General features: G+C 45.0%; 24 protein-coding genes and 1 tRNA gene. 4 read left to right on the top strand and 21 right to left on the bottom strand.

Annotated features, from left to right (window positions below; genetic code table 11):
- Window positions 1–5 precede the first annotated feature (5 nt).
- The 6 genes from B2W60_RS07530 to queA are packed head-to-tail and all read right to left on the bottom strand — an operon-like array spanning window position 6 to window position 4,566.
- Window positions 6–338 (bottom strand): HesB/IscA family protein, encoded by a 333-nt coding sequence (locus B2W60_RS07530; RefSeq protein ID WP_292360050.1) that lies wholly within the window; start codon window positions 336–338, stop codon window positions 6–8.
- Between the two features lie 4 nt (window positions 339–342).
- Window positions 343–1,485 (bottom strand): cysteine desulfurase family protein, encoded by a 1,143-nt coding sequence (locus tag B2W60_RS07525; protein ID WP_292360052.1) that lies wholly within the window; start codon window positions 1,483–1,485, stop codon window positions 343–345.
- An 18-nt stretch (window positions 1,486–1,503) separates the two neighbouring features.
- Entirely contained in the window at window positions 1,504–1,962 is a 459-nt protein-coding gene (locus B2W60_RS07520; RefSeq protein ID WP_292360053.1) for an Rrf2 family transcriptional regulator, read from the bottom strand.
- 50 nt (window positions 1,963–2,012) lie between these two features.
- The gene (gene cysE / locus B2W60_RS07515; protein ID WP_292360055.1) at window positions 2,013–2,807 is read right to left on the bottom strand and encodes a serine O-acetyltransferase; all 795 of its coding nucleotides are present in this window, start codon (window positions 2,805–2,807) and stop codon (window positions 2,013–2,015) included.
- Window positions 2,804–3,538: an RNA methyltransferase gene (locus tag B2W60_RS07510; protein ID WP_292360057.1), complete on the bottom strand. Its 735-nt coding sequence runs from the start codon at window positions 3,536–3,538 to the stop codon at window positions 2,804–2,806. Before B2W60_RS07510 ends, cysE begins: the two co-directional genes overlap by 4 nt.
- Entirely contained in the window at window positions 3,535–4,566 is a 1,032-nt protein-coding gene (gene queA / locus B2W60_RS07505) for a tRNA preQ1(34) S-adenosylmethionine ribosyltransferase-isomerase QueA (RefSeq protein WP_292360059.1), read from the bottom strand. The genes B2W60_RS07510 and queA overlap by 4 nt, the downstream gene beginning before the upstream one ends.
- Window positions 4,567–4,693: 127 nt before the next feature.
- On the opposite strand from queA, the gene B2W60_RS07500 reads away from it, so the two are divergent.
- Window positions 4,694–4,778, top strand: a tRNA-Leu gene (locus B2W60_RS07500).
- A 112-nt stretch (window positions 4,779–4,890) separates the two neighbouring features.
- Here the strand turns inward: B2W60_RS07500 and ahr are convergent.
- The 3 genes from ahr to B2W60_RS07485 all read right to left on the bottom strand — a co-directional run bounded on the left by ahr (window position 4,891) and on the right by B2W60_RS07485 (window position 7,040).
- Window positions 4,891–5,889, bottom strand: coding sequence for an NADPH-dependent aldehyde reductase Ahr (gene ahr / locus B2W60_RS07495; protein WP_292360061.1), 999 nt, complete (start codon window positions 5,887–5,889; stop codon window positions 4,891–4,893).
- Between the two features lie 183 nt (window positions 5,890–6,072).
- A complete protein-coding gene (bfr, locus tag B2W60_RS07490) occupies window positions 6,073–6,552 on the bottom strand; it encodes a bacterioferritin (RefSeq protein WP_292360063.1) in 480 nt (159 codons plus the stop codon).
- A 269-nt stretch (window positions 6,553–6,821) separates the two neighbouring features.
- Window positions 6,822–7,040 (bottom strand): (2Fe-2S)-binding protein, encoded by a 219-nt coding sequence (locus B2W60_RS07485; protein ID WP_292360065.1) that lies wholly within the window; start codon window positions 7,038–7,040, stop codon window positions 6,822–6,824.
- A 160-nt stretch (window positions 7,041–7,200) separates the two neighbouring features.
- Between B2W60_RS07485 and B2W60_RS07480 the strand changes: the two genes are divergently transcribed.
- Window positions 7,201–7,899 (top strand): response regulator transcription factor, encoded by a 699-nt coding sequence (locus B2W60_RS07480; RefSeq protein WP_292360067.1) that lies wholly within the window; start codon window positions 7,201–7,203, stop codon window positions 7,897–7,899.
- 64 nt (window positions 7,900–7,963) lie between these two features.
- Here B2W60_RS07480 and B2W60_RS07475 read toward each other — a convergent pair whose 3' ends face one another.
- The 8 genes from B2W60_RS07475 to B2W60_RS07440 are packed head-to-tail and all read right to left on the bottom strand — an operon-like array spanning window position 7,964 to window position 15,815.
- A complete protein-coding gene (locus B2W60_RS07475) occupies window positions 7,964–9,265 on the bottom strand; it encodes a sensor histidine kinase (RefSeq protein ID WP_292360069.1) in 1,302 nt (433 codons plus the stop codon).
- Between the two features lie 4 nt (window positions 9,266–9,269).
- Window positions 9,270–10,304 (bottom strand): SAM-dependent methyltransferase, encoded by a 1,035-nt coding sequence (locus tag B2W60_RS07470; RefSeq protein ID WP_292360071.1) that lies wholly within the window; start codon window positions 10,302–10,304, stop codon window positions 9,270–9,272.
- Entirely contained in the window at window positions 10,301–11,065 is a 765-nt protein-coding gene (locus B2W60_RS07465; RefSeq protein WP_292360073.1) for a DUF1295 domain-containing protein, read from the bottom strand. Before B2W60_RS07465 ends, B2W60_RS07470 begins: the two co-directional genes overlap by 4 nt.
- Window positions 11,052–11,594 carry a DUF2878 domain-containing protein gene (locus B2W60_RS07460; RefSeq protein WP_292360075.1) on the bottom strand — a complete coding sequence of 181 codons (543 nt, stop codon included), beginning with the start codon at window positions 11,592–11,594 and terminating at the stop codon, window positions 11,052–11,054. The genes B2W60_RS07465 and B2W60_RS07460 overlap by 14 nt, the downstream gene beginning before the upstream one ends.
- Entirely contained in the window at window positions 11,587–12,849 is a 1,263-nt protein-coding gene (locus B2W60_RS07455) for an SAM-dependent methyltransferase (protein ID WP_292360077.1), read from the bottom strand. Before B2W60_RS07455 ends, B2W60_RS07460 begins: the two co-directional genes overlap by 8 nt.
- Window positions 12,846–13,634, bottom strand: coding sequence for a DUF1365 domain-containing protein (locus B2W60_RS07450; RefSeq protein ID WP_292360079.1), 789 nt, complete (start codon window positions 13,632–13,634; stop codon window positions 12,846–12,848). The genes B2W60_RS07455 and B2W60_RS07450 overlap by 4 nt, the downstream gene beginning before the upstream one ends.
- The gene (locus tag B2W60_RS07445) at window positions 13,624–14,886 is read right to left on the bottom strand and encodes an NAD(P)/FAD-dependent oxidoreductase (protein WP_292360081.1); all 1,263 of its coding nucleotides are present in this window, start codon (window positions 14,884–14,886) and stop codon (window positions 13,624–13,626) included. The genes B2W60_RS07450 and B2W60_RS07445 overlap by 11 nt, the downstream gene beginning before the upstream one ends.
- Window positions 14,883–15,815 carry an acyl-CoA desaturase gene (locus B2W60_RS07440; RefSeq protein ID WP_292360083.1) on the bottom strand — a complete coding sequence of 311 codons (933 nt, stop codon included), beginning with the start codon at window positions 15,813–15,815 and terminating at the stop codon, window positions 14,883–14,885. The genes B2W60_RS07445 and B2W60_RS07440 overlap by 4 nt, the downstream gene beginning before the upstream one ends.
- A 143-nt stretch (window positions 15,816–15,958) precedes the next feature.
- On the opposite strand from B2W60_RS07440, the gene B2W60_RS07435 reads away from it, so the two are divergent.
- Window positions 15,959–16,531 (top strand): nuclear transport factor 2 family protein, encoded by a 573-nt coding sequence (locus B2W60_RS07435; protein ID WP_292360085.1) that lies wholly within the window; start codon window positions 15,959–15,961, stop codon window positions 16,529–16,531.
- Window positions 16,528–17,064: a chalcone isomerase family protein gene (locus B2W60_RS07430; protein WP_292360087.1), complete on the top strand. Its 537-nt coding sequence runs from the start codon at window positions 16,528–16,530 to the stop codon at window positions 17,062–17,064. Before B2W60_RS07435 ends, B2W60_RS07430 begins: the two co-directional genes overlap by 4 nt.
- A 218-nt stretch (window positions 17,065–17,282) precedes the next feature.
- On the opposite strand, the gene B2W60_RS07425 is transcribed toward B2W60_RS07430, so the two are convergent.
- From B2W60_RS07425 to ectA, 4 genes are all read right to left on the bottom strand, one after another.
- Complete coding sequence (locus tag B2W60_RS07425; RefSeq protein ID WP_292360088.1) at window positions 17,283–18,725, bottom strand: aspartate kinase; 1,443 nt, start codon at window positions 18,723–18,725, stop codon at window positions 17,283–17,285.
- Between the two features lie 58 nt (window positions 18,726–18,783).
- Window positions 18,784–19,188: an ectoine synthase gene (locus B2W60_RS07420; protein ID WP_292360090.1), complete on the bottom strand. Its 405-nt coding sequence runs from the start codon at window positions 19,186–19,188 to the stop codon at window positions 18,784–18,786.
- An 84-nt stretch (window positions 19,189–19,272) separates the two neighbouring features.
- A complete protein-coding gene (gene ectB / locus B2W60_RS07415; protein ID WP_292360092.1) occupies window positions 19,273–20,634 on the bottom strand; it encodes a diaminobutyrate--2-oxoglutarate transaminase in 1,362 nt (453 codons plus the stop codon).
- A gap of 55 nt (window positions 20,635–20,689) precedes the next feature.
- Window positions 20,690–21,205 (bottom strand): diaminobutyrate acetyltransferase, encoded by a 516-nt coding sequence (gene ectA / locus B2W60_RS07410; protein ID WP_292360094.1) that lies wholly within the window; start codon window positions 21,203–21,205, stop codon window positions 20,690–20,692.
- Window positions 21,206–21,338: the final 133 nt, after the last annotated feature.

Below are 21,338 nucleotides of genomic sequence, written 5' to 3'. Positions count from 1 at the left end.
ACAGTTTATTTGGTCACGCTAAAGCTCTCACCACAACCACATTCAGAAGTGACATTCGGATTTCTGAATTTAAAGCTTTGGTTCAGGCCTTCCTTAACGAAATCCAGAATCATGCCTTCCAGTAAAGGCAAGCTGTCTTTATCGACAACTACTTTGACATCGTCCTGCTCGATTATCATATCGTTAGCCGCAACCGCATCGGCATAATCAAGCGCGTAGCTGTAACCCGAGCAACCACTTTTAACCACACCGATACGCAAGCCGATTCCACTATTACGTTTGGCGACCATATCACGTACGCGTTTTACTGCTGATTGTGTCAATGTAATTGTTGTCATTTCATTACCTGTTCATCAAATGGTTAAAACGACTGGCTTCTTTCTCAATTACGACAGCCAGCTGTTCGATTTGTTCTTTAGTATTTTCCAGTGCAACACTGACTCGGACAGCCCCCAGGGCCGTCATATCATCTACTCCCATTGCCTTAAGCACATGACTTGGTATCTGCCGGCCGGTACCGCAGGCCGAACCACTGGAAACCGAAAAACCTTTTCGATCCAGTGACATCAGCAAAGTGTCTGAATCGAAGCCTTGCAACGAAAAAAACACTGTATTGGGCAAACGTTCTGTCGATTGGGCAAAAATGGTAACGCCCGGGATCACTCTTAATCGTATTTCCAGTAAATCTCTTAATTCACGGCAATGCTGTTGATAATGGGTTAATTGCTGTTTGGCTTTTTCAGCCGCTGCTCCAAAGCCCACGATTGCAGCAACATTTTCGGTACCACTGCGTTTTTCATGCTCCTGACCGCCGCCTAACACATATGCAGGCCAGTCGAGTTTTTTATCGACAATCAAGGCGCCGATACCTTTTGGACCGCCGAATTTATGCGCCGACAAACTCATCATCTGAATACCGGCAGCCTGAAAATCAATATCCAGTTTGCCAGCCGCCTGGACAGCATCGCAGTGAAACACGATATCGCGGGCTTTGGTCATCTCGGTTAACTGTGCAATATTCTGCACCACACCCGTTTCATTATTAGCCCACATAACGGAGACCATGCGGGTATCACCGGTTAACAGGGTTTCGAATATCTCGATATTGATCAATCCATCAGCATTCACCGGAAGGAACAACACTTCAAAGCCCTGTTGCTGCAAGCGTTTTGCCGGCTCTAAAACAGCGGGATGTTCAGTGCTGCCGATTAAAACGCGCCCGCTATCGAACAGCTGGGAAACACCACTAATGGCCTGGTTATTGGATTCAGTGCCGCCGCTGGTAAAAATGATTTGATCAATTTCCACATTTACCAAATCAGCAACTTGCTGACGAGCATGGTCAATCGCCGCATGGGTATACCGACCAAACCGATGGCTGCTTGAGGGATTACCCTGTTGCTGTTTAAGGTACGGCAGCATGGTATCCAGTACACCTTCAGCCAGGCCGGTTCCAGCATTATGGTCGAGATAAGCAAAAGACATGAGACTCAGTCTGTTATTTCAGAGTGCATCAAACTTGATGACTTTTTCACCGCTATTTCGGCTGTTCAGGCTACGCTCGTAATCACTTACGACATGATGCAATGTAATGCCAGCAAGATAAACACGGATCTGATCACTCAGGCTCTGCCACAGTTCATGGCTGAGACATTGCTCTTCGGCATGACAGTTATGTTTTCCCTGACATTGCGTACTATCCACTTTTTCATCAACCGCTGAAATCACATCCAATACTGTAATTTCTGTCGCCGCACGACTCAATTTATAGCCACCGCCCGGTCCACGTGAACTGCTCACCAAACCTTGCTTGCGTAATCTGGCAAACAATTGTTCCAAATAAGAAAGTGAGATGCCCTGCCGCTCGGAAATATCTGCTAGCGTGATCGCGCCAACACCGTAATTAAGACTTAAATCGAGCATCGCTGTCACAGCATAGCGACCCTTAGTCGTTAAGCGCATATTGATTTCCTATCACAAACTATTTGGATAGTTTTTCATGTCCGACTATTTTAGTCAACTTTAGCAGAATCAGACTCTTTATCCAGTTCGCAGCCATCTAATTCCGGCATGGAAACTTCTGGTATTTCACCGCCAAGACGGTGAATTGTCTGGCACATGGCATCCATGCGTTTTTCCATTAAATGAATGTGCTCAATCAAACCATGAATCGCTGAGGCAACAGGATCAGGCGTTTGTGTGGAAGTGCCGTAAGCATCAAATCCAACAGACTGTGCCAGCTTTTCCTGGGCTTTCTTATCCGGATTTTTCTGGCTTCGCACCACTCGGCCGGGAATACCAACAACAGTTTCGTTGGCCGCAACATCCTTGACCACAACCGCATTTGAACCAATCCGGGCACCTTCATGGACAGTAATCGGACCAAGCACCTTTGCGCCGGCACCCACCACCACATTATTGGTCAGGGTTGGATGACGTTTACCGCCTTTCCATGAAGTACCGCCCAGCGTGACCCCGTGATAAAGAGTGCAATCATCACCAATTTCAGCGGTTTCACCAATCACCACACCCATACCATGATCGATAAAAAACCGTCGGCCAATTTTAGCCCCCGGATGAATTTCAATCCCGGTCAGCCAGCGACCAATAGTCGACATAAACCGAGCCAGCCACATCCAGCCCTTTTTCCATAACCAGTGGCTGAAGCGATGCAGGGTTAATGCGTGTACACCAGGATAGGTAGTAACGATTTCAAATACATTGCGCGCGGCGGGATCTCTGTCAAATACACAGTAGATATCTTCCTTAAAACGCTGCCAGCGGGTCACATGTAATTGATCGTTCATTTTGAACTCCTCGCTTTGGTCTCTGCTGCACGCAAAATGCCATGCAAAATCTGAACTTCGTTTCGGTCAAGATCTGCCCGGTTAAATAATCGGCGAATCCGCCGCATTAAATAGCGTGGATTACTCGGATCTAAAAAGCCTATTGTGGTCAGGCTTCGCTCAAAATGGTCATATAAATGCACCAGATCTTCAGCATTAATCGCTTCCCGTTCCTCACCAATGCGACCACGTTCAATCGTCGGGGTGAAGCTCATGCGTAATTCATAAGCCATCACCTGGACAGCGGCCGCCAGATTCAATGAGCTATATTCCGGATTCGCCGGAATATTCACCAGTGTATGGCATAGATCCAGTTCATCATTTGATAAACCCGAATGCTCGCGACCAAATACAATAGCAATATGGGTGTCATCATCATATTTTTCAAGCGAGGTAACCGCTTCCCGCGGATTCATTAATGGTACGGCCAGATGTCTTAGCCGGGCGCTCATGCCAAACACATGCTGGCAGCCAGTTATAGCTGACTCCAGGCTGTCGTGAACGACGGCTCTGGCAAGCACGTCATCCGCTCCGGATGCCCGCGTAGTGGCTTCAGCACTGGGATAGATTTTCGGTGAGACCAGATGCAGATTGGTTAAGCCCATGGTCTTCATTGCCCGGGCCGAGGCACCAATATTGCCTGGATGTGTGGTGCCTACTAATACAAAGCGAATCTGATCTAAAAGCTTCATGCAGTTTTCCTGGTGATAAACATCGCGTCACCGTAACTGAAAAAACGGTAACGTTGCTCAATGGCGTGATGGTAGGCTGACATTATATGCTCGCGTCCGGCAAAGGCTGAGACCAGCATCAATAAAGTCGATTCGGAAAGATGGAAATTGGTGACCATCGCATCGACCGAACGAAATTGATAGCCTGGGTAAATAAAGATATCAGTTTCGCCGGAATAGGCGGCAATTTCACCACCTCGTGACGCACTCTCCAAAGCTCTGACACTGGTGGTACCCACGGCAATCACTCGTCCGCCTTTTTCACGGGTTTGACGAACCTTTTCACAAACAGTATCGCTGACTTCAATACGTTCAGAGTGCATTTGATGGCTACGAATATCCTCAACCCGCACCGGCTGAAATGTTCCTGCACCAACATGCAAAGTGACTTCGGTCATGTCGATACCGCTGTCCCGTATACGCTGCATCAGTTCATTATCAAAATGCAGTCCGGCAGTCGGGGCAGCTACTGCACCGATTTGCTTGGCATAAACGGTTTGGTAACGATCCAGATCATTTTTATCAACTTCACGCTCTATATATGGAGGTAACGGTAAACGTCCATATTGTTCGAGCGCCTCAATTACATCGCCTGCAATATCAAACTTAAGTTCAAATAACGCATCCTGACGTCCCAGAACCTCGGCACGAAGCTCGTTTTCAAGGATTAAAATTCGCCCTGCTCCGGGAGACTTACTGCTACGAATATGCGCCAGGACGTGTTTATCGTCCAATATCCGCTCCACCAACACCTCAATCTTCCCGCCGGTTTCTTTTTCGCCTAACAGGCGAGCAGGAATGACTTTGGTGTTATTGAACACCAGCAAATCATTGGGTTTGAGTAAATCCAGAAAATCGCTGAATTGGCGATCGGCCAATTCACCATTGTTACCATCAAGTGTCAGCAAGCGGCTGGCAGTTCGATGTTTGGACGGATACTGGGCGATTAACTCCGGCGGGAGTTCAAATTGAAAGTCGGTACGATGCATGGCGAGATCATAGCAGAGCTATTGTGTTTTTCGTTAGGTAAAATCTAGTTCAAGCAGGAAAATAGCATCAAAAGGTAAAAACGGGCTTTCATAATCGAACAGCCCTCGTTATAATGCTCGGCTTGTTGCCGGGGTGGCGGAACTGGTAGACGCGCCGGATTCAAAATCCGGTTTCTTCGGAAGTGCGAGTTCGATTCTCGCCCTCGGTACCAACATTAACCTAGTATTATCAATAGGTTACCCAGAATATTAAAGCCCCATCAGTTATGCTGATGGGGCTTTTTATTTGCAATCAGTAAAGTTAAATTTCACTTATTTTGCTGATTAGCGCTCTAACACAATGCGATAACGCACATCGCCTTTACGCAGTTTTTCAATTGCTTCGTTTATCTGCTCAAATGGATACATTTCAACCACTGGTTTCACCTGATGACGCTGTGCAAATTCCAGCATTTTGTTGCAGGTTTGTATGCTACCGGTGTCAGAGCCAGAGATACTTCTTTGCGCTTCTGTCAGGTTAAACACTTTGATATCCAATGGCTCCATCGTGGCGCCGACAAAGTGCAGCCGCCCTCTGGGTTTTAATTTACTCAGGTACAGGTTCCAATCCAGTTTGACGTTAACTGTAGAGAGAATCATATCGAATTTTCTGGGCAGTTCTGCCATGACGTTTTCATCACGCGAGTCCACGCTGTAATGAGCGCCCATATCCAGAGCTTCCTGTAATTTGGACGAGCTGGTAAATGCCGTGACTTCACAGCCCCAGGCTTGCAGAAATTGCAATGCAATATGGCCTAATCCACCAATACCAATCACGCCAACTTTATCGGTTGGCTTGATGGCAAATTGAACCAAGGGATTAAAGACGGTCAGCCCACCACACAGCAAAGGCCCGACTGATTTGAGATCAATGTCTTCAGGCAGTGGGATCACACTATTGGCATTGGCCCTAACCTTATCGGCAAAGCCGCCATGATGCCCAACGATGGTGGGTGTGAGATCCGGACATATATTTTCATCACCGTTATGACATTGTTCACAGCTTTCACAATAATCTGCATACCAGCCTAAACCAACGGTTTGGCCGACCTCCAGATTGGTCACAGCCGTACCTAGCTGACTTACTGTTCCGACCACTTCATGTCCGGCCACAACAGGATATGAGGACATTCCCCAATCATTATCAATAATGCTGATATCACTATGACAAATGCCACAATAACGCATCTCAATCTCGACTTCATGATCGCCAAGCGGACCAGGATCATATTGATAAGGGGTGAGTTTAGCCCCCGCTTCCAGTGTCGCATAAGCATTAATCATTTTTTGTCCTTTAAGAGAATCTGCAAAGCATATTTATATCTTCAATTATAGGGATACACTTCCTGGAGAGTTATCTGAAAATGGCAAACTTTCATGCTGATTTATAGAAAAAGTTACATATTCTGAATACAAAAAAGCCCCATCAGCATGGCTGATGGAGCTTTTAAATTGAAACCTGTATTGTTACTCGGCTTCTTTAACGATTTGTGCCTGATGGTAGTTTTCAATACCCATTTTATCAATCAGACTCAGCTGGGTTTCCAGCCAGTCGACGTGTTCTTCTTCGGATTCAAGAATAGACTTGAATAAGTCACGGGTAACGTAATCAGCAATCTGTTCGCAGTATTGAATGCCCTCTTTCAGATCCGGAATCGCATCCAGCTCTAAAGAGAGATCCGCTTCCAACATTTCACGGGTATTTTCTCCGATACGTAATGCACCAAGATCCTGCAGGTTTGGTAACCCTTCCAAAAACAGAACCCTTTCAGTCAGTGCATCCGCATGTTTCATTTCATCAATGGATTCATGATACTCATGCTCATAGAGATTTTTCAGGCCCCAATCCTTATACATTTTGGCATGCAGAAAATATTGGTTAATAGCAACCAGCTCATTGCCCAATACTTTATTCAGCAACTCAATAACTTTTTTATCGCCTTTCATCGGATTATCCCTCTCTCATTGCTCGATAGTGTTGATTATCGTTAATAAGCCATAAAAGTCAAAGATAAGTTATTGATATTAAAGACAAATGATAACAATTATCATCTGCATTGCATTCCTCGCCCGGATCTAAATCAGTAATAAAGATTAAAGCTAAACAAATTAATAACTTGTTGAACAGAGAAAAACCATGAAATTTTCATGGTTTTGAGAAAGGAATCAGATTAATAAATGCGGGAAGTTTATGCTGTTGCGATATCTGCGCAACTTTAATGAGAGGCGTTTACAGTCTGAGCAACCAGATAGCCATTCTGATCATCGAGCTGTGGCGCGTGTTGCTGTAAAACACGGTTCACTTTGAACTGGCATTTACCGCAGCATGCTGCTGCTCCGGTAGTTTCACGGATAGCTTCAAGCGTGTCTGCGCCTGCATCAATAGAGGCTTTAACTTTCTCTACATTCACGTTGTTGCATACACAAACTATCATGAAATAAACCCGGTTAATTAACGTTGATGTTAATGATAATGATTGTTATTTAATTAGTCAAACAGCTTTTGTTAAATTTTGGGAGAAATTCCCAAAAATGTTACTTGCGATGAATTTATATACATCGTAACGTAGCTATATCAGGCCTTAAGAGAATAGTATGAAAGCAGTATCAGCAACGGTTTTAATTGTGGAAGATCACCGTGATTTAGCAGCTAATGTGGGCGATTATCTAGAACTTGGTGGCTTTACTGTTGATTTTGCAACTGATGGCATCACCGCGCTGCAGTTATGCGAAGAACATCATTATGATGCCATTGTGCTGGATATCATGCTTCCCGGCATCGACGGCTTTGAAGTCTGCCGCAGGTTACGTCATGAAATGCATTTACATACACCAATCATTATGCTCACGGCTCGTGACACGATTAATGACAAAGTCAATGGCTTTGATCTGGGTGCAGATGACTATTTAATCAAACCATTTGAAATGCGCGAATTGGAAGCGCGGCTGATTGCGATGATAAGACGTCAGCGTGGTGAACTGGAGGGGGGCAAGTTAACGGTTGCCGACCTGACCTATGATTTGGATACCATGCGTGTCATGCGTGGTGAGCAGGTTATCAAGCTGTCTCCTATCACTTTGCATATATTGCGAATTCTGATGCGCGAATCCCCCAAGATTGTCAGTCGTGAACGGCTTGAAGCTGAAGTTTGGGGAGATGATACGCCTGACAGTGATACGTTACGCAGCCATTTGTACAACCTGCGAAAAAGCCTGGATAAACCCTTTCAGAATCAGTTGATGCATACCTTACCGGGCGTAGGCTATAAGCTCTGCAGAGAAGAAGATCTGTAAGCCCCATAGACCATGCAGAATCTTCAGCAACAGTAGCGAGCGGTAATCGATCCAAAATGCCTAATCAAAGACTACGAAACTGGGCTTTGGGAAAGTGCACACTGACCTCGGTGCCTTCGCCCATTTTACTGGATAAACGTAAATTCCATTCGTAACGATTGCAAAGCCGTTTCACAATAGTCATACCAATACCATACCCTGTTGTCTGCTGCTTATCATCCGCACGGAAAAACGGTTTAAACACTTTCTGCATTTGATCCCTATCCATACCAATTCCACTATCTGCCACCGAAAAACCATCTGAACGAATAGATACAGTGATATTGCCACGTTGTGTATAGTTAAAGGCATTACGTAATAAGTTGCCGATCAGGATAGGCAACACACGTTCAGCTGCCTGAACAACTAAAATACCGGATTCCTCTACATTCACAGTGATGGGTTTATCCTGGTGAATCATACGAAGGTTATCAAGTTCTGCAGCAATCAAATCATTGACCGTCACTTCCCGTAAAGGCAAAGCCTCCACTTGTTCCCTCGCCAATAACAGCAGTGTTTCAATCAGCGATTCCATATCCGTCAAGGTGCGGTACATTCGGTTCATTTCCGTTACCGCCTGATCGCCATATTTTCGTTCAACTAGCTCCAATGCCCCGCGAATAACCGCAATCGGAGTTCTTAATTCATGGCTGACATCACGGGTGAAATTCCGCTCCCGCTCAACAAAGTTTTCCAACCGGTTGGTAAACTCGTCCAATGCCCGAACCAGACTGGAGACCTCATCATCAGGAATATTCCGTAGTTCATCCAGATCCAGCTGTGGGAAGTTACCTTCACGAAAATCCACATCATTGACCGCACGGGACAGTTTCATAATAGGTGAAACCGCTTTATGTGACTGGCGATAGGCTATCCACGCCAACAGATAAAGCACCACCAGCACTAAAGCCAAAGGTAATAACCCAAACACCAGCGCCAAACGTGAAACCTTAACTTCATCAAAGATCAGATACAGACGACGATTAGCTTTATCTTCAACATACACAATTGGCTGCTGTCCGCCGAGCTCAGTTCGCTGTAGGCCTGGTCCAAGCTCCTGTAATGACGGCGGTAAATGCGAATAATCATTACCCTCAGCCATATAGGCTTTCAGATTCATAGTATTAGGTAAAGGAAAGTCAGAATCCTCAGATCGCATATCCCAGAAATGTTGCGCCTCGCCCTCCAGTGCGGCGCGAACCAATACATCCTGCAGTGTAGCTTTTGCGGCATAAATACCCGCAATAGCGACCAGACTGATTAACGCTACCTGAATCAGAAAGACTTTAACCAGCTTGGCTTGCAGATTGGTATTGGATTTAGCCATTGCCTCAGTTTACCCGTTTGGAAAATAAATAGTGCGTGACCAGCCATTCAGTCCCATCGCGATAGCCAAACAACTCGGCACAGGCCATAAAAAACAACCGCCAGCGTTGGAGCCAGATAGCACCTTCGCCCTTGCCATAGGTCTGATCAAACAAATCTTTAATCTGGCGGGCATTCTTATCTGTGTTTTCCAGCCAGGCTTCGGCTGTTTTCTGATAATGCTGGCCGTTGACCAGCCATTGCTTTTCAATTTGCAACGCATCCTGAAAATGTAACAAGGTATCTGCCGAAGGCATTAAGCCACCCGTAAAGAAATAACGCCCCATCCAGTTATCATCGCCTTCCGTTTCAAATGGATAAACCACACTGCGATGGCAGAAAATATGTACAAACAATTTGCCCTCAGCATTCAGCCACCGACTGACTTTATCCAGCAATTGCTGGTAATTACGCATATGCTCAAACATCTCAATTGACACGATACGGTCGTATTGTGTGTCCAGTTCCAGTTCATTCACATCACAGGTAATAATATGGATATTGGTTAAACCACGGGCTAATGCCTGTCTTTCGATATATTCACGTTGCGAATTTGAATTTGACACTCCAGTAATACGTGAATAAGGGAAACGCTCAGCAAGATATAGGGTCAGCGAGCCCCAGCCACAACCAAGCTCAAGAATATCCTGACCGTTTTTAAAATCTCCGCGTTCGACATAAACATCCAGCATGGCTTTTTCAGCCTGATCCAGTGACACAGTGTAATCATCCCACCAGCAACCACTGTACTTAAGGTGTTTGCCCAATGACAGCTGATAAAACTCGGCCGGAACTTCATAATGCTGTTCATTCGCAGCTTGAGTTTCAATGGCAATAGGACTGTTGCGCAACATTTCAATGCATTGATTTTTAATTTCACTGGCGGCTTCAGGATCATAGGCATTTTCATCATGAAGTCTTTGTCTTAGCAGCTTGCGGATGCCGAGTCGTATTAACGCATCAGGCACCAGGCCTTTTTCGGCTATAGAAATAAGACTCATGTTTTTTTCCTCCAGGGAATAAATGCACTGGTAGTTTGTTGATAACGGCGATATTTATCGCCACGACTGCGAATTGCCTGTTGTTCGGTATATGGGATGCCGGTAATGAAATACAGAAATAACAGCATGATAAGCGGTGCCAACCATAACCAACCGCCATATTCCAGCCCCATTCCCATTAATGGATAAGCAAACCAGTGCAACCATTCGAAAAAGTAATTCGGATGTCTGGAATAATTCCACAGGCCTTTCTCACACACCTCGCCTTTATTTTTGGGATCCGCTTTGAAAGCGGCTAATTGCTTATCCGCCGTGGTGACGCCGATAATGGCGATTATCGCTATCGCCAGGCCAGCATATTGAGCCAGTCCCAAATTTTCAATCTGTCCCTGACTGATTAACCAGACCGGAATGGCAAAACCCCAGGCCAGTAATGCCTGGAACTGGAAAAAGAAAAAATGGTAAAAATTGGTTTTATCGGCCCAGTAGTCTCGCAAGTATTTATAGCGGCCATCTTCATCCTCACCTAATACCCGTTGAGCAAGATGCAGTCCCAAACGTAGGTACCATAAAAACATAATACTGGCCGCCAGCAGACTTAATGGCAGATAACCATCACTGGTAATCAAATGAAACAATGCTAAAAAGCTCAGTGAAAATGCCCATAAAACATCAACAATACCGGCATTTTTACTGCGAAGTTGCCACAACCAGCCGCCCAGCATGATCAGTGAAACGATAAAAAAACTAAACCACAGCATGTTGCGTCCCTGATTCTTGATTTCGCCAAAAGAGAGTCAGTGTCAGTAATAATGGAATAACCAGTCCCCAGCTGATGCCAAGCACAATAATCAATATTTCCGGCTGCAACCATTGCAAGGCACCCAATCGACTGCCCGCATAATAGGAAACCGGACTGGCAACGGCAGATAATATCCCCGCCAGCAAACGATGTTTTAACAACCAGGACATTGAATGATTAAGGGTTAAGGCAAAATTAATCCACAAACACCAGATCCACCACGGAGCAATCGGTTCTATAGTTTGCGCCTGATAGGCCATCAAGCCCCAGGCAGACCAGCTGGAATCTAAAATGACACCAATTAAAATGGCGGCTAATACCAGTTTGTAATCCGTTAGTTTCCAGGGATAAAAGCGGAAATGAACAAATAAAAATGCTGCAGTAAATAATAGCGCCGGCGAATTCAAACCGGCTGCACCACTTAATACACAGGCGAACCAACCGATTTGAAACAGTAAAAAGTTGATGATAGTCAGTCGTTCAGGCATACGCTGGACACCACTGGGCTCGACGATTGTCAGCTTTGCTGAATAACAAATGCACATCACTGATACTGCGTTCAGCAAAACCGCCTTCGCAGTAACACAGATAAAATTCCCACATGCGAATAAACGATTCGGGATACCCCATGGCCCTTACCTTATCCAAAGCGCCATTAAAACGTTCACGCCAGGCTGCAAGAGTAATAGCATAACTGGGACCGATATCTTCCAGACTGGTAAGTTTGAGTTTGGCTTTGGCAGCCGAATTACTCAGCACTGTGACACTGGGGATAAAACTGCCGGGGAAAATGTAGCGCTTGATAAAATCCACTGATTTTACGGCCTGTGCATAGCGATGATCTTCCAGCGTAATAGCCTGGATAATCGCCAGGCCATCCGTCGTTAATAAAGCAGCACAGCGCTGAAAATAATCATCAATATAGTGATGCCCAACCGCTTCGACCATTTCAATGGAAATAAGCTTATCGAACTGACCTTGCAGATCACGATAATCCTCAAGCAAAACCGTTATTCGATCGGTTAATCCGGCTTTTTCAACGCGTTGAACAGCATAGTCATATTGCTGTCTGGATATCGTCGTCGTGGTGACTCTGCAGCCATAATGCTGTGCAGCAAATACCGCACAACCACCCCAGCCCGTGCCAATTTCCAATAAATGATCTGTGGCTTGCAAATCCAGCTTGTCACACAATCTCGCCAGCTTTTGCTGTTGTGCGGTTTCCAATGATTCGTTGCCGGTGTAATAAAGCGCGGAGGAATACATCATCCAGTCTTTATCCAGAAACAATTCAAATAAATCATTCCCCAGATCATAATGTGCAGCAATATTCTTGCGACTGCCACGCCGGCTGTTACGGTTTAGCCAGTGAAAGCCTTTTAATAACGCACCGGTAATTCTGGCAAAGCCCTGTTCGAGTTCATCAGTCAACGACTGGTTACGCACCAGAATCCGCACCAGAGCCGTTAAATCACTACACTGCCAGTCACCCTGCATATAGGACTCTGCTGCTCCGACGCTACCACCTTGCACTATGGACTCAAAAAAACGTCGGTCATAGACAGTCAGACATACAGACAAGTCCGCTTGAGGCTCACCCAGCTCATAGACTTCCCCCGCAGTATGAAGGTGGATGCAGCCTTTCTGGATCCGGCTGAGCTGACGAATAACCCCTTTTTCATAGAGTTTCGACAGACGGCTAATCTTGCTATTTTGCGTTTCAATGATGGCCGTTTTACTCATTTATCATCTCCATGATGGATAACAGGTTGAGTCACAGTCTCAGCTTGCTGATCAGGATGACTGAAAGTAGGCGTATGTTTTCCCCATAACCGCAATGCCTGCCAGTAGATTCTCAATACGACCCTGAGTGTCTGCATCGGATAACGAATCGGTAACCAGCGCATGCTTCTGGCGGTCATTGGCTGAAAATCAGCCTGTAAGGTTGCATCAAACTGACGCTCGCCTTCACGCAGTAACACCATATTGATATTAATGGCACCCTTATCCAGCTTAAATCGCCAGTGATATTGAATATCCATCGGCATAAACGGTGAAATATGGAATTGCTTATCAAAATCAAACCGCCATGGCTGACTCTGCTGTTGATCGACTTTTAATACGTAGGCATGACGTTCGTTCCACGGCGTATTATTAATTTCCGCAACAATAAATTGGAGCTGTTGCTGATCAAAACAGAAATAAAAGGTCACTGGATTAAAGATAAACCCCAGATAGCGAGGGTGAGTAAGTATCTTCACACTTCCAGCGAAATTCTCGCCGCTACGTTCATAGATCAAATCGAACACTGCCTGCTTTAAATCGGTCTGTTCGGATTGCAGGTAGTCATTACGATAAAAACTAATCAGATTGAAACGTTCCAGTGACCAGAAGCGTGAGCGTTTGAAGTGTGTCTGCAATTCATCCAAGTCCAGCATCAACATCGCTAGTGGATATTGAAAACCATGTTTATTGGGTAAATGGCGTTGATGATTAACCCAGCCACGATAAATGCCATCAGGCAACATTGGCCACTCCCGGCTTAGATTCTTCAAGGGCATCAATAACCCGTAACGCACTGCTCACACCATCTTCATGAAAGCCCCATCCCCAATAGGCACCGCAATAAAATGTATGCTGCGTGTCAGCGATTTCCTGCCAGCGACGTTGGGCGTTGAGTGTTGACAGGTTATATATTGGATGGGCATAACGACGATGTACCAATACATTTTTCGGGTTAATTAGATGCCCTGAATTTAACGAGACAATCAGCTCTGCCGGTGCAACCAGACTCTGCAAGGTATTCATGTGATAACTGACCGTACACTGTTGCTGCAACTCTGGTCCTACCCGCACATTCCAGCTGGCCCATGCCTGGGAATTTTTGGGCAACAGGCTGATATCGGTATGCAAATGCATTTCGTTTTCCTGAAAACCTATGCCACCCAGAACAGCCACTTCGGTCTCACTGGGTTGATCCAGTATACGTAATGCCTGGTCGGCATGAGCGGCGATGATCACTTTATCAAAATGACGTTTTTCACCATCTACAGTCAATGTCACACCATGCAAATTACGCTCGATACGATGAATTGGCGTGCCAGTTATAAATTCAGCATTGCTCTGCTTTACCAGCGCATCAACATAGGATTTGGAACCACCCGTTACAACGCGCCACTGAGGCCGGTCGGTTAACGACAACATATGATGGTTATGCATAAAACGAATAAAATATTGCGCCGGAAAATCCACCACTGACATACTGGGGCCGGACCATAAGGCACATGCCATCGGAATGAGATGATCGTTAATGAATATATCGCTGTAGTTGTTGATAGCCAGATACTGCCCCAGAGTCAGACCATCATCATCTTCGTTCAAAAGCAGTGGTGCTTCACGATAAAACCGCACCAAATCCCATAACATTCGGTAAAAGCGGAAATTCAACAGATTACGTCGCTGACAGAATAATTTATTCAGATCACCAGCGTTATACTCCAGACCAGATTGGACATTACTGACACTAAAACTCATTTCTGTCGGCTGGCTTTCGACCCCTAATTCACTTAATAACCGGGTAAAATTCGGATAGTTCTGTTCGTTGAAAACAATAAAACCGGTATCCACATTAAATGATCTGCCGGCAAGCTCCAAACAATGTGTGTCCGTGTGCCCCCCCAGATAATTACTCGCTTCAAATACCGTGACATGATGCTGTTTTGCCAGATAATATGCAGAGGTCAAACCAGATATACCCGCGCCAATTATCGCAATTTTCATACACTTTCCTCAGGGAGGATTTTCTTACTTTCACGCTTGTGGAGTGGCACTGTGCGTACGTCCCAGATAAGTCCCGATTTTTGCATTAATTTCAAAATGTAATAACTGATATCCACTTCCCACCAATAAAATCCCTGTCTTGCTGATGCTGGATAATGATGATGATTATTGTGCCACCCCTCTCCCAGAGTCAGTAATGCCAGAAATAGGTTATTACGACTCTCATCAGCCGTTTGATAGCGCTTTTTGCCCAGACAGTGCGCCATGGAGTTGATCAGTAAAGTGGCATGTAACAGAACAACCGTTGAAATAAAGTATCCCCACACCAGCATTTGCCAGCCACTGGTTCCGGAACCGGGGAAATACTTCTCCAACAGCACACCGAGAATAAATAATGCTAACGCCAATAACACCGGAACAGCCAGATCATAACGATCCAACCAACGTAGTTCTGAAAAACGCTGCCAATCCGGGATCAGCTTGTAATCGGCCTGATAGTGCTTGCCGGAGAGAAACCAGCCCATGTGACTCCAGAAAAAACCCTGCTTGGGTGAATGCGGGTCGGCAGGTTGATCAGCATGCCGATGATGCTGCCGATGATGAGCTGCCCACCATAAAGGCCCCCGCTGGGTGGCGCTTGCGCCGATCAAAGCAAACAGAAACTGTACCGGTCGAGTGGTTTTAAAGGATTTATGCGCAAAATACCGATGGTAAAACGCCGTGATGGCAAACATTCTTATCAAATACAATGCTACAGCCATGAGAACGGCCACAGCAGATATGCCAACAAAAAAGACAGCTAAACAGGCCAGATGTAAAACCAGAAATGGAATAACCCTCAACCAGTCAATACCATCCTCAGCGCTCTCGACAGACTCTGCTGAATAGGCGGCTTCACCATTGTCAAACCATTGTCGAATTGATTTCATGAAGTGTCTCTTTTTCGATGGTGCCAAGCTTAATCAGCAAAGCGTGAATTGCGTGTGAAGAATAGCTGCACATACTCTTCACCCCGTTTTCACAAGTGATACGTTTTGATGAACTACGCAAATAGTGAAACGGAAATATCACCATGCTCAAACAAGCTATTCAATCAAGATTATCGTGGTTATTGCCGTTTTTTATTCTGTTATCAGCCTGTAGCGGGAACACCATGCAAAGTGCCTACTTAGATGATTATAGAAAAGCTATCTCTGTTGAGGGTTCAAAACCAATAAATGAAGCTGAAGCCGTAAAAGGTTTCATTGCAGTATTTAATCAGGTTCAACACGGTGATGTAGCAACCATTATCAACGAAACCTACGCCGAAACCCTTTATTTTAACGACACCTTTCGCACCATCACCGATAGAAACGAGCTGATTGATTACATGCAGCAGACAGGTCACCAAGTGGATCATCTTGAAGTGCAGATTGAAGATATCGCACTTAGCAAACAGGATATTTATGTGCGTTGGGTGATGCGAATGCAGTTTTCGGTAATGGGAAAAAAAGTCGATAGCGAATCTATTGGTATCAGCCAGTTACGCTTTGATGAAGATGGCAAAATCATTCTGCATCAGGATTTCTGGGATGGTGTGGATGGCTTTTATCAATACCTGCCAATCATTGGTTATTCACTGAGAAAAATCCGGAATCAATTATGAAAAAACATGTTTTATGGGGCTTGTTGGTGCCATTACAGCTGGCCAGTGCCAATAGCTTTGAATCGAAGATTCAACTGGATAATACTACCCTGCAACAATGTTCTGCGGTACCGATAAAAGTCATGTTGTTTAATCTTGGCGATGTCGCGTTATATCGTGAACAGTGTCGCGAAGATAGTGAACTCACCAGCCAGATGGTTCAACTTTCGTTTATTTATAAGCGCGCTTTTGATGCCGAGGATTTTCAAAAATCCTCGGTGGAATTGCTCAAACGTAATGTAAACCAAACAACCTTTGAATCAATTGAATCAGCATTGGTGGAGTTTAATAGCGGGTATCAGCAAGCCGAACCAGGTGATCGATTCGATATACGCTATTCTTCAGCAGAAGGTTTAATATTATTCAAAAATGGCCAGCAGCTGAGCCAGAGCGACGATGCAAAACTAGGGGAAGTCTATTTTGATATCTGGTTTGGACAGGATCCCTTTAGTAAAGGCATGAAAAAGGATTTGCTGGCAGGACTAAAACAATAAACCCGCCTGTCGGCGGGTTTGATTTAATCAGACAGACGTTTCACCGGGCTGTAATAGCTTTTATCCTGAGAAGGTTCTGCAAATGTTACAAAGCCGGCTCTTCTGATACATCATCTTCTGTTTATAATTGCCCTATGGGCGATTTCAGTTAAGGCGCTACCTGCAGCAGTTCCGGTTCTGTGGAGCCGGTATTGAGCAAACACCCATACATAACGTGTTTATGACGCAAGGCAAATCGCCCTTCCGTGGTCATGAACTTCAACTAAGTAACTGTGCAGATTTTTGATAGCGTCCGCATAGTCGTCTTCATCAATGATAAATTGCATATCCACCTGACGCATTGACTGATGCATTGCCAGCACGCTGATATTTTTCTCAGCCAATGCGCTGACGGTACGTGCCAGAATACCAGGGATTTTCATATCACTGCCAATGGCAGAAACAATCGCTACTTTCTGCTGATTGATTTCAGCTTCAGGGAACTGTTCCTGTAAAGCCTCTCGGATCCGGCGGATATTCTTCAGACTGGCTGAAAGATAATGCGTGATGGTATTGGCATTAATATCTTTGGAAATGATATGTGCTTTATTTCTGCGGATCTGTGCCAGGATTTCACGGTCATAAAGATCAATATTACCAGCCATATCCTGATCAAACAGCTCAAAGGCATAGACATGTTTGCAACCGGCGATAATTTCCACGCAGGGCTTGCTGCTGATGTAGTCACCGGTAATTAAGGTACCAGCGTGTTCCGGTTCAAAGGTATTGCGCACCCTCAATGGAATATTATTCTGCCGCAACCCTTTTGCTGCTTTAGGGTGAATGGCTTCCATACCAAGATTGGCCAGCTGATCTGCGACATCATAATTAGTTCGGCCAATCGGTACCGCATTATCTTCGCCGACCAGTCGTGGATCAGCACTGCTCAGATGAAACTCTTTATGAATAATCGCTTCGTTGGCATTGGTTAATACGGCAATACGACTGAACGTCATTTCGCTGTAACCACGATCAAAGGTAGACATCAAACCATCATCGCTGTGGGCATAACCGGTGACAATGGGTAACTCTTTACTGAGGTCAATTTTGGCAAACGCCTTATCAATACGCTCATCCAGCTTCATGTGTTTGTCAGTCTGCCAGCCGGTCAAATCCACATAACGGGCGTTGATCTTGTCTTTTTTCAATAAGGTGGCTGTATTCCAGGCACTGTGCGCTTCGCCGATACTGGCCAGCATTTCACGTACCGTAGCCAAATGCATATCCAGCGCAAAATGACCATGCTGGCAAAGACGTTGTAAATCGGCCAAAACACGTTCTGCATCTTCCAGCCGTTCGCCAATAAACTCATTAGCCTGCTTCAATGTTTTTTTATCTTTAAACAATTGCTGGTTGATGGAAAAAATCTCCTGCTTGAGCTTTTCCATCGCTTCTTGCCAACTGTCATCATTCAGACTATTGGCAAATTCAGCATACACGCCTGCTGTCCCGTTTTTCTTATGCTCAAGTAGCAGATTGGTGATACCACCGTATGCTGAAACAACAAATACACGATTGTAAATTGACTCGTTATGAACCGGTTTCAGAATAATATTGTCGCGCACCGCGACATAGTCGCTCATTGAGGTGCCGCCTATTTTTTCTACCGTATGAAATTGCATATCTACTCTCTGTTAATTCGTTGTACTCCGGACCAAACCGGAAAGGCTGCATTGCCTGTTATTCAGTTACTGCTTCAGCGTCTAGTTCATAGGCACCTTCAGCGTTGTGAACTTCTTTACCATTCAAAGGTGGGTTGAATACGCAGGCAAGGTGAAGTTCTTTAAATGCACGCAGGATATGGCGATCATGTTTATCCAGGTTGTATAAGGTTCCCGGTGTGATTTTGTAGACTTTGCCGTCATCCAGTGTTTCCACTTCACCTTCGCCACTGATGCAATACACTGATTCCAGATGATTCTGATAATGCATACGGAAATCGGCACCGGCATAAATTGTAGTGATATGGAATGAGTACCCCATATTGTCATCTTTCAATAACATACGGGTGCTTTCCCAATTACCATCCGGCGAAACGATACGACGAGAGGTTTGTTGTGCTTCTTGTAGTTGTCTGACAATCATGACTTGTCCTCTGTTAATTACTTGTAAAGTCCGGTGACCGAAAGATCAGTCACCGAATTAGAAAGATAAGTAGATCCCGGTTGATTAACTTGCTGCTTTGTTATCGGCCGCTTCAAACGTATCGGATTTACTGGCTTCGTCACTCACTGAGTAATCACCTTCAAAAAAGTCTTTTTCTTCCGGAATACTATCTGCCTTATCACACACTTCCTTAATGGCTTTCTCCAGAATATCGATACCTTTTTTCAGGTTTTCATCGGTAATTGTCAGTGGACAGAGAAATTTCACCACATGATCATCGGCACCACTGGTTTCGATAATCAAACCGTTCTGGAAACATTTACGGGTGATTTGACCCGCTAATTCGCCGCTGACGCAGTTGATGCCACGGAACATGCCCCGACCATGTGAGTTGAAGTTACCTTCGCCATATCTGGTCACAATAGCATCAACACGATCAGCAATATATTGACCTTTACGTTGTACTTCTTTGGCAAATTTATCGTCTTTCCAGAAATAGTCCAGCGCGGCTTTAGCAGTGACAAATGCGTGATTATTACCACGGAATGTACCGTTATGCTCACCCGGAGACCATTGATCAACTTCCGGTTTCATCAGTACTACAGCGAATGGCAGTCCATAACCACTCAATGATTTCGATAAGGTGACAATGTCCGGGTAAATACCCGCTTCTTCAAAGCTGAAGAACGTACCAGTACGCCCACAGCCAGCCTGAATATCATCGACAATCAGCAATACCTCATGGCGCTTGCAGATTTCTGAAAGGCTTTGTAACCATGTCATTGAAGCAGCGTTAATTCCACCCTCACCCTGTACAGTTTCAACAATTACCGCAGCGGGCTTATCAACACCACTGCTGGAATCCGATAACATCTTGTCGAGCAGGTTGGTGGTATCTACATCATCACCAAGATAGCCATCATAAGGAATACGGGTTGAACCGTGTAAAGCGATACCTGCACCACCACGATGGGTTGAGTTACCCGTCACCGATAATGCCCCCAGGGTTTGACCATGCCAGCCATTAGTGAAAGAGATAATATTTTCACGACCGGTTTTTTTACGGGCAATTTTTAATGCCGCTTCAACGGCATTGGTTCCGGTTGGACCGGTAAACATGACGATGTAATCAAGGTCACGGGGTTTTAGAATATTCTCGTTAAAACTTTCTAAAAACTCACCCTTGGCACGAGTGTGTAAATCCAGGCCTTGAGTAATACCATCACGTTGAATGTATTCGATCAGTTTCTCTTTAAATAACGGATGATTGTGACCATAATTCAGCGAACCGGCACCGGCCAGAAAGTCTATATATTCATTGCCGTCATCATCGTAAATCAACTCGCCTTGTGCCTTGTCAAATAAACGAGGGAACGCGCGGGCATATGAACGCACTTCTGATTCGATCTCTTCAAAAATTTTCATTCGCTTTTCTCTCCTGTGGAAATTTTGGTCATTGCTGACCTGAATTCATTATGGGTTAGGCAATTGGCTTGAATGGGCCAACTTTGACTAACATTTCAGTATCGTGTTGATTGGCAAAATGCTGATGACGATCAAACATAACACTACTGCTTATTTCGGTATCCAGCTTACGAGCCAGACTCTCAAATAACGCCCATGATGCTTTGTTATCCGGGGTTATTGTTGTTTCAATTCTTTTTATATCGCGGTTTTGTTCTCGCGAAAGAATCGCTTTTAACATTCTTCCGGCAAGCCCCTGACCTCGGGCTTTTTCGCCAACGGCTACCTGCCACACAAACAGTGTTTCAGGGCGTTTAGGAATGCGATAACCGGAAATAAAACCGACTAATTCATTGTCAAGAACAGCCGCAACGGCTGTTTCTGCAAAATGACTGCTTTGCAGTAAGTTGCAATACATTGAGTTGGTATCTAAAGGGGGGCACGCTGAAATGAGTTTATGCACATCTGCACCCAACTCTGCCGTTGGTTGCATCAACTCTATAGGTAAGGGTGCGGGTTTGGTTTGGGTCATATTTATAATCAACTCTAATGTTTATTACACTAAGCACTAAATGGCTTATAAAAAATAGAAATTGCCATCACATTTTTCATTAATCAATACAATCATACATTTATGACTTGCAGATGACAGAATCTAAATATAT

Source organism: Methylophaga sp. UBA2496 (genome assembly GCF_002341635.1).
In the GTDB taxonomy this organism is placed as follows: Bacteria; Pseudomonadota; Gammaproteobacteria; order Nitrosococcales; family Methylophagaceae; genus Methylophaga.
The sequence above is the reverse complement of the archived record's forward strand: the minus strand, read 5'-3'. Positions and strand labels throughout refer to the sequence as shown.

Coding starts and splice junctions, on each gene's coding strand:
- B2W60_RS07530 (WP_292360050.1), bottom strand. CDS start 338: ATGACAACAATTACATTGACACAATCAGCAGTAAAACGCGTACGTGAT.
- B2W60_RS07525 (WP_292360052.1), bottom strand. CDS start 1,485: ATGTCTTTTGCTTATCTCGACCATAATGCTGGAACCGGCCTGGCTGAA.
- B2W60_RS07520 (WP_292360053.1), bottom strand. CDS start 1,962: ATGCGCTTAACGACTAAGGGTCGCTATGCTGTGACAGCGATGCTCGAT.
- cysE (WP_292360055.1), bottom strand. CDS start 2,807: ATGAACGATCAATTACATGTGACCCGCTGGCAGCGTTTTAAGGAAGAT.
- B2W60_RS07510 (WP_292360057.1), bottom strand. CDS start 3,538: ATGAAGCTTTTAGATCAGATTCGCTTTGTATTAGTAGGCACCACACAT.
- queA (WP_292360059.1), bottom strand. CDS start 4,566: ATGCATCGTACCGACTTTCAATTTGAACTCCCGCCGGAGTTAATCGCC.
- ahr (WP_292360061.1), bottom strand. CDS start 5,889: ATGATTAATGCTTATGCGACACTGGAAGCGGGGGCTAAACTCACCCCT.
- bfr (WP_292360063.1), bottom strand. CDS start 6,552: ATGAAAGGCGATAAAAAAGTTATTGAGTTGCTGAATAAAGTATTGGGC.
- B2W60_RS07485 (WP_292360065.1), bottom strand. CDS start 7,040: ATGATAGTTTGTGTATGCAACAACGTGAATGTAGAGAAAGTTAAAGCC.
- B2W60_RS07480 (WP_292360067.1), top strand. CDS start 7,201: ATGAAAGCAGTATCAGCAACGGTTTTAATTGTGGAAGATCACCGTGAT.
- B2W60_RS07475 (WP_292360069.1), bottom strand. CDS start 9,265: ATGGCTAAATCCAATACCAATCTGCAAGCCAAGCTGGTTAAAGTCTTT.
- B2W60_RS07470 (WP_292360071.1), bottom strand. CDS start 10,304: ATGAGTCTTATTTCTATAGCCGAAAAAGGCCTGGTGCCTGATGCGTTA.
- B2W60_RS07465 (WP_292360073.1), bottom strand. CDS start 11,065: ATGCTGTGGTTTAGTTTTTTTATCGTTTCACTGATCATGCTGGGCGGC.
- B2W60_RS07460 (WP_292360075.1), bottom strand. CDS start 11,594: ATGCCTGAACGACTGACTATCATCAACTTTTTACTGTTTCAAATCGGT.
- B2W60_RS07455 (WP_292360077.1), bottom strand. CDS start 12,849: ATGAGTAAAACGGCCATCATTGAAACGCAAAATAGCAAGATTAGCCGT.
- B2W60_RS07450 (WP_292360079.1), bottom strand. CDS start 13,634: ATGTTGCCTGATGGCATTTATCGTGGCTGGGTTAATCATCAACGCCAT.
- B2W60_RS07445 (WP_292360081.1), bottom strand. CDS start 14,886: ATGAAAATTGCGATAATTGGCGCGGGTATATCTGGTTTGACCTCTGCA.
- B2W60_RS07440 (WP_292360083.1), bottom strand. CDS start 15,815: ATGAAATCAATTCGACAATGGTTTGACAATGGTGAAGCCGCCTATTCA.
- B2W60_RS07435 (WP_292360085.1), top strand. CDS start 15,959: ATGCTCAAACAAGCTATTCAATCAAGATTATCGTGGTTATTGCCGTTT.
- B2W60_RS07430 (WP_292360087.1), top strand. CDS start 16,528: ATGAAAAAACATGTTTTATGGGGCTTGTTGGTGCCATTACAGCTGGCC.
- B2W60_RS07425 (WP_292360088.1), bottom strand. CDS start 18,725: ATGCAATTTCATACGGTAGAAAAAATAGGCGGCACCTCAATGAGCGAC.
- B2W60_RS07420 (WP_292360090.1), bottom strand. CDS start 19,188: ATGATTGTCAGACAACTACAAGAAGCACAACAAACCTCTCGTCGTATC.
- ectB (WP_292360092.1), bottom strand. CDS start 20,634: ATGAAAATTTTTGAAGAGATCGAATCAGAAGTGCGTTCATATGCCCGC.
- ectA (WP_292360094.1), bottom strand. CDS start 21,205: ATGACCCAAACCAAACCCGCACCCTTACCTATAGAGTTGATGCAACCA.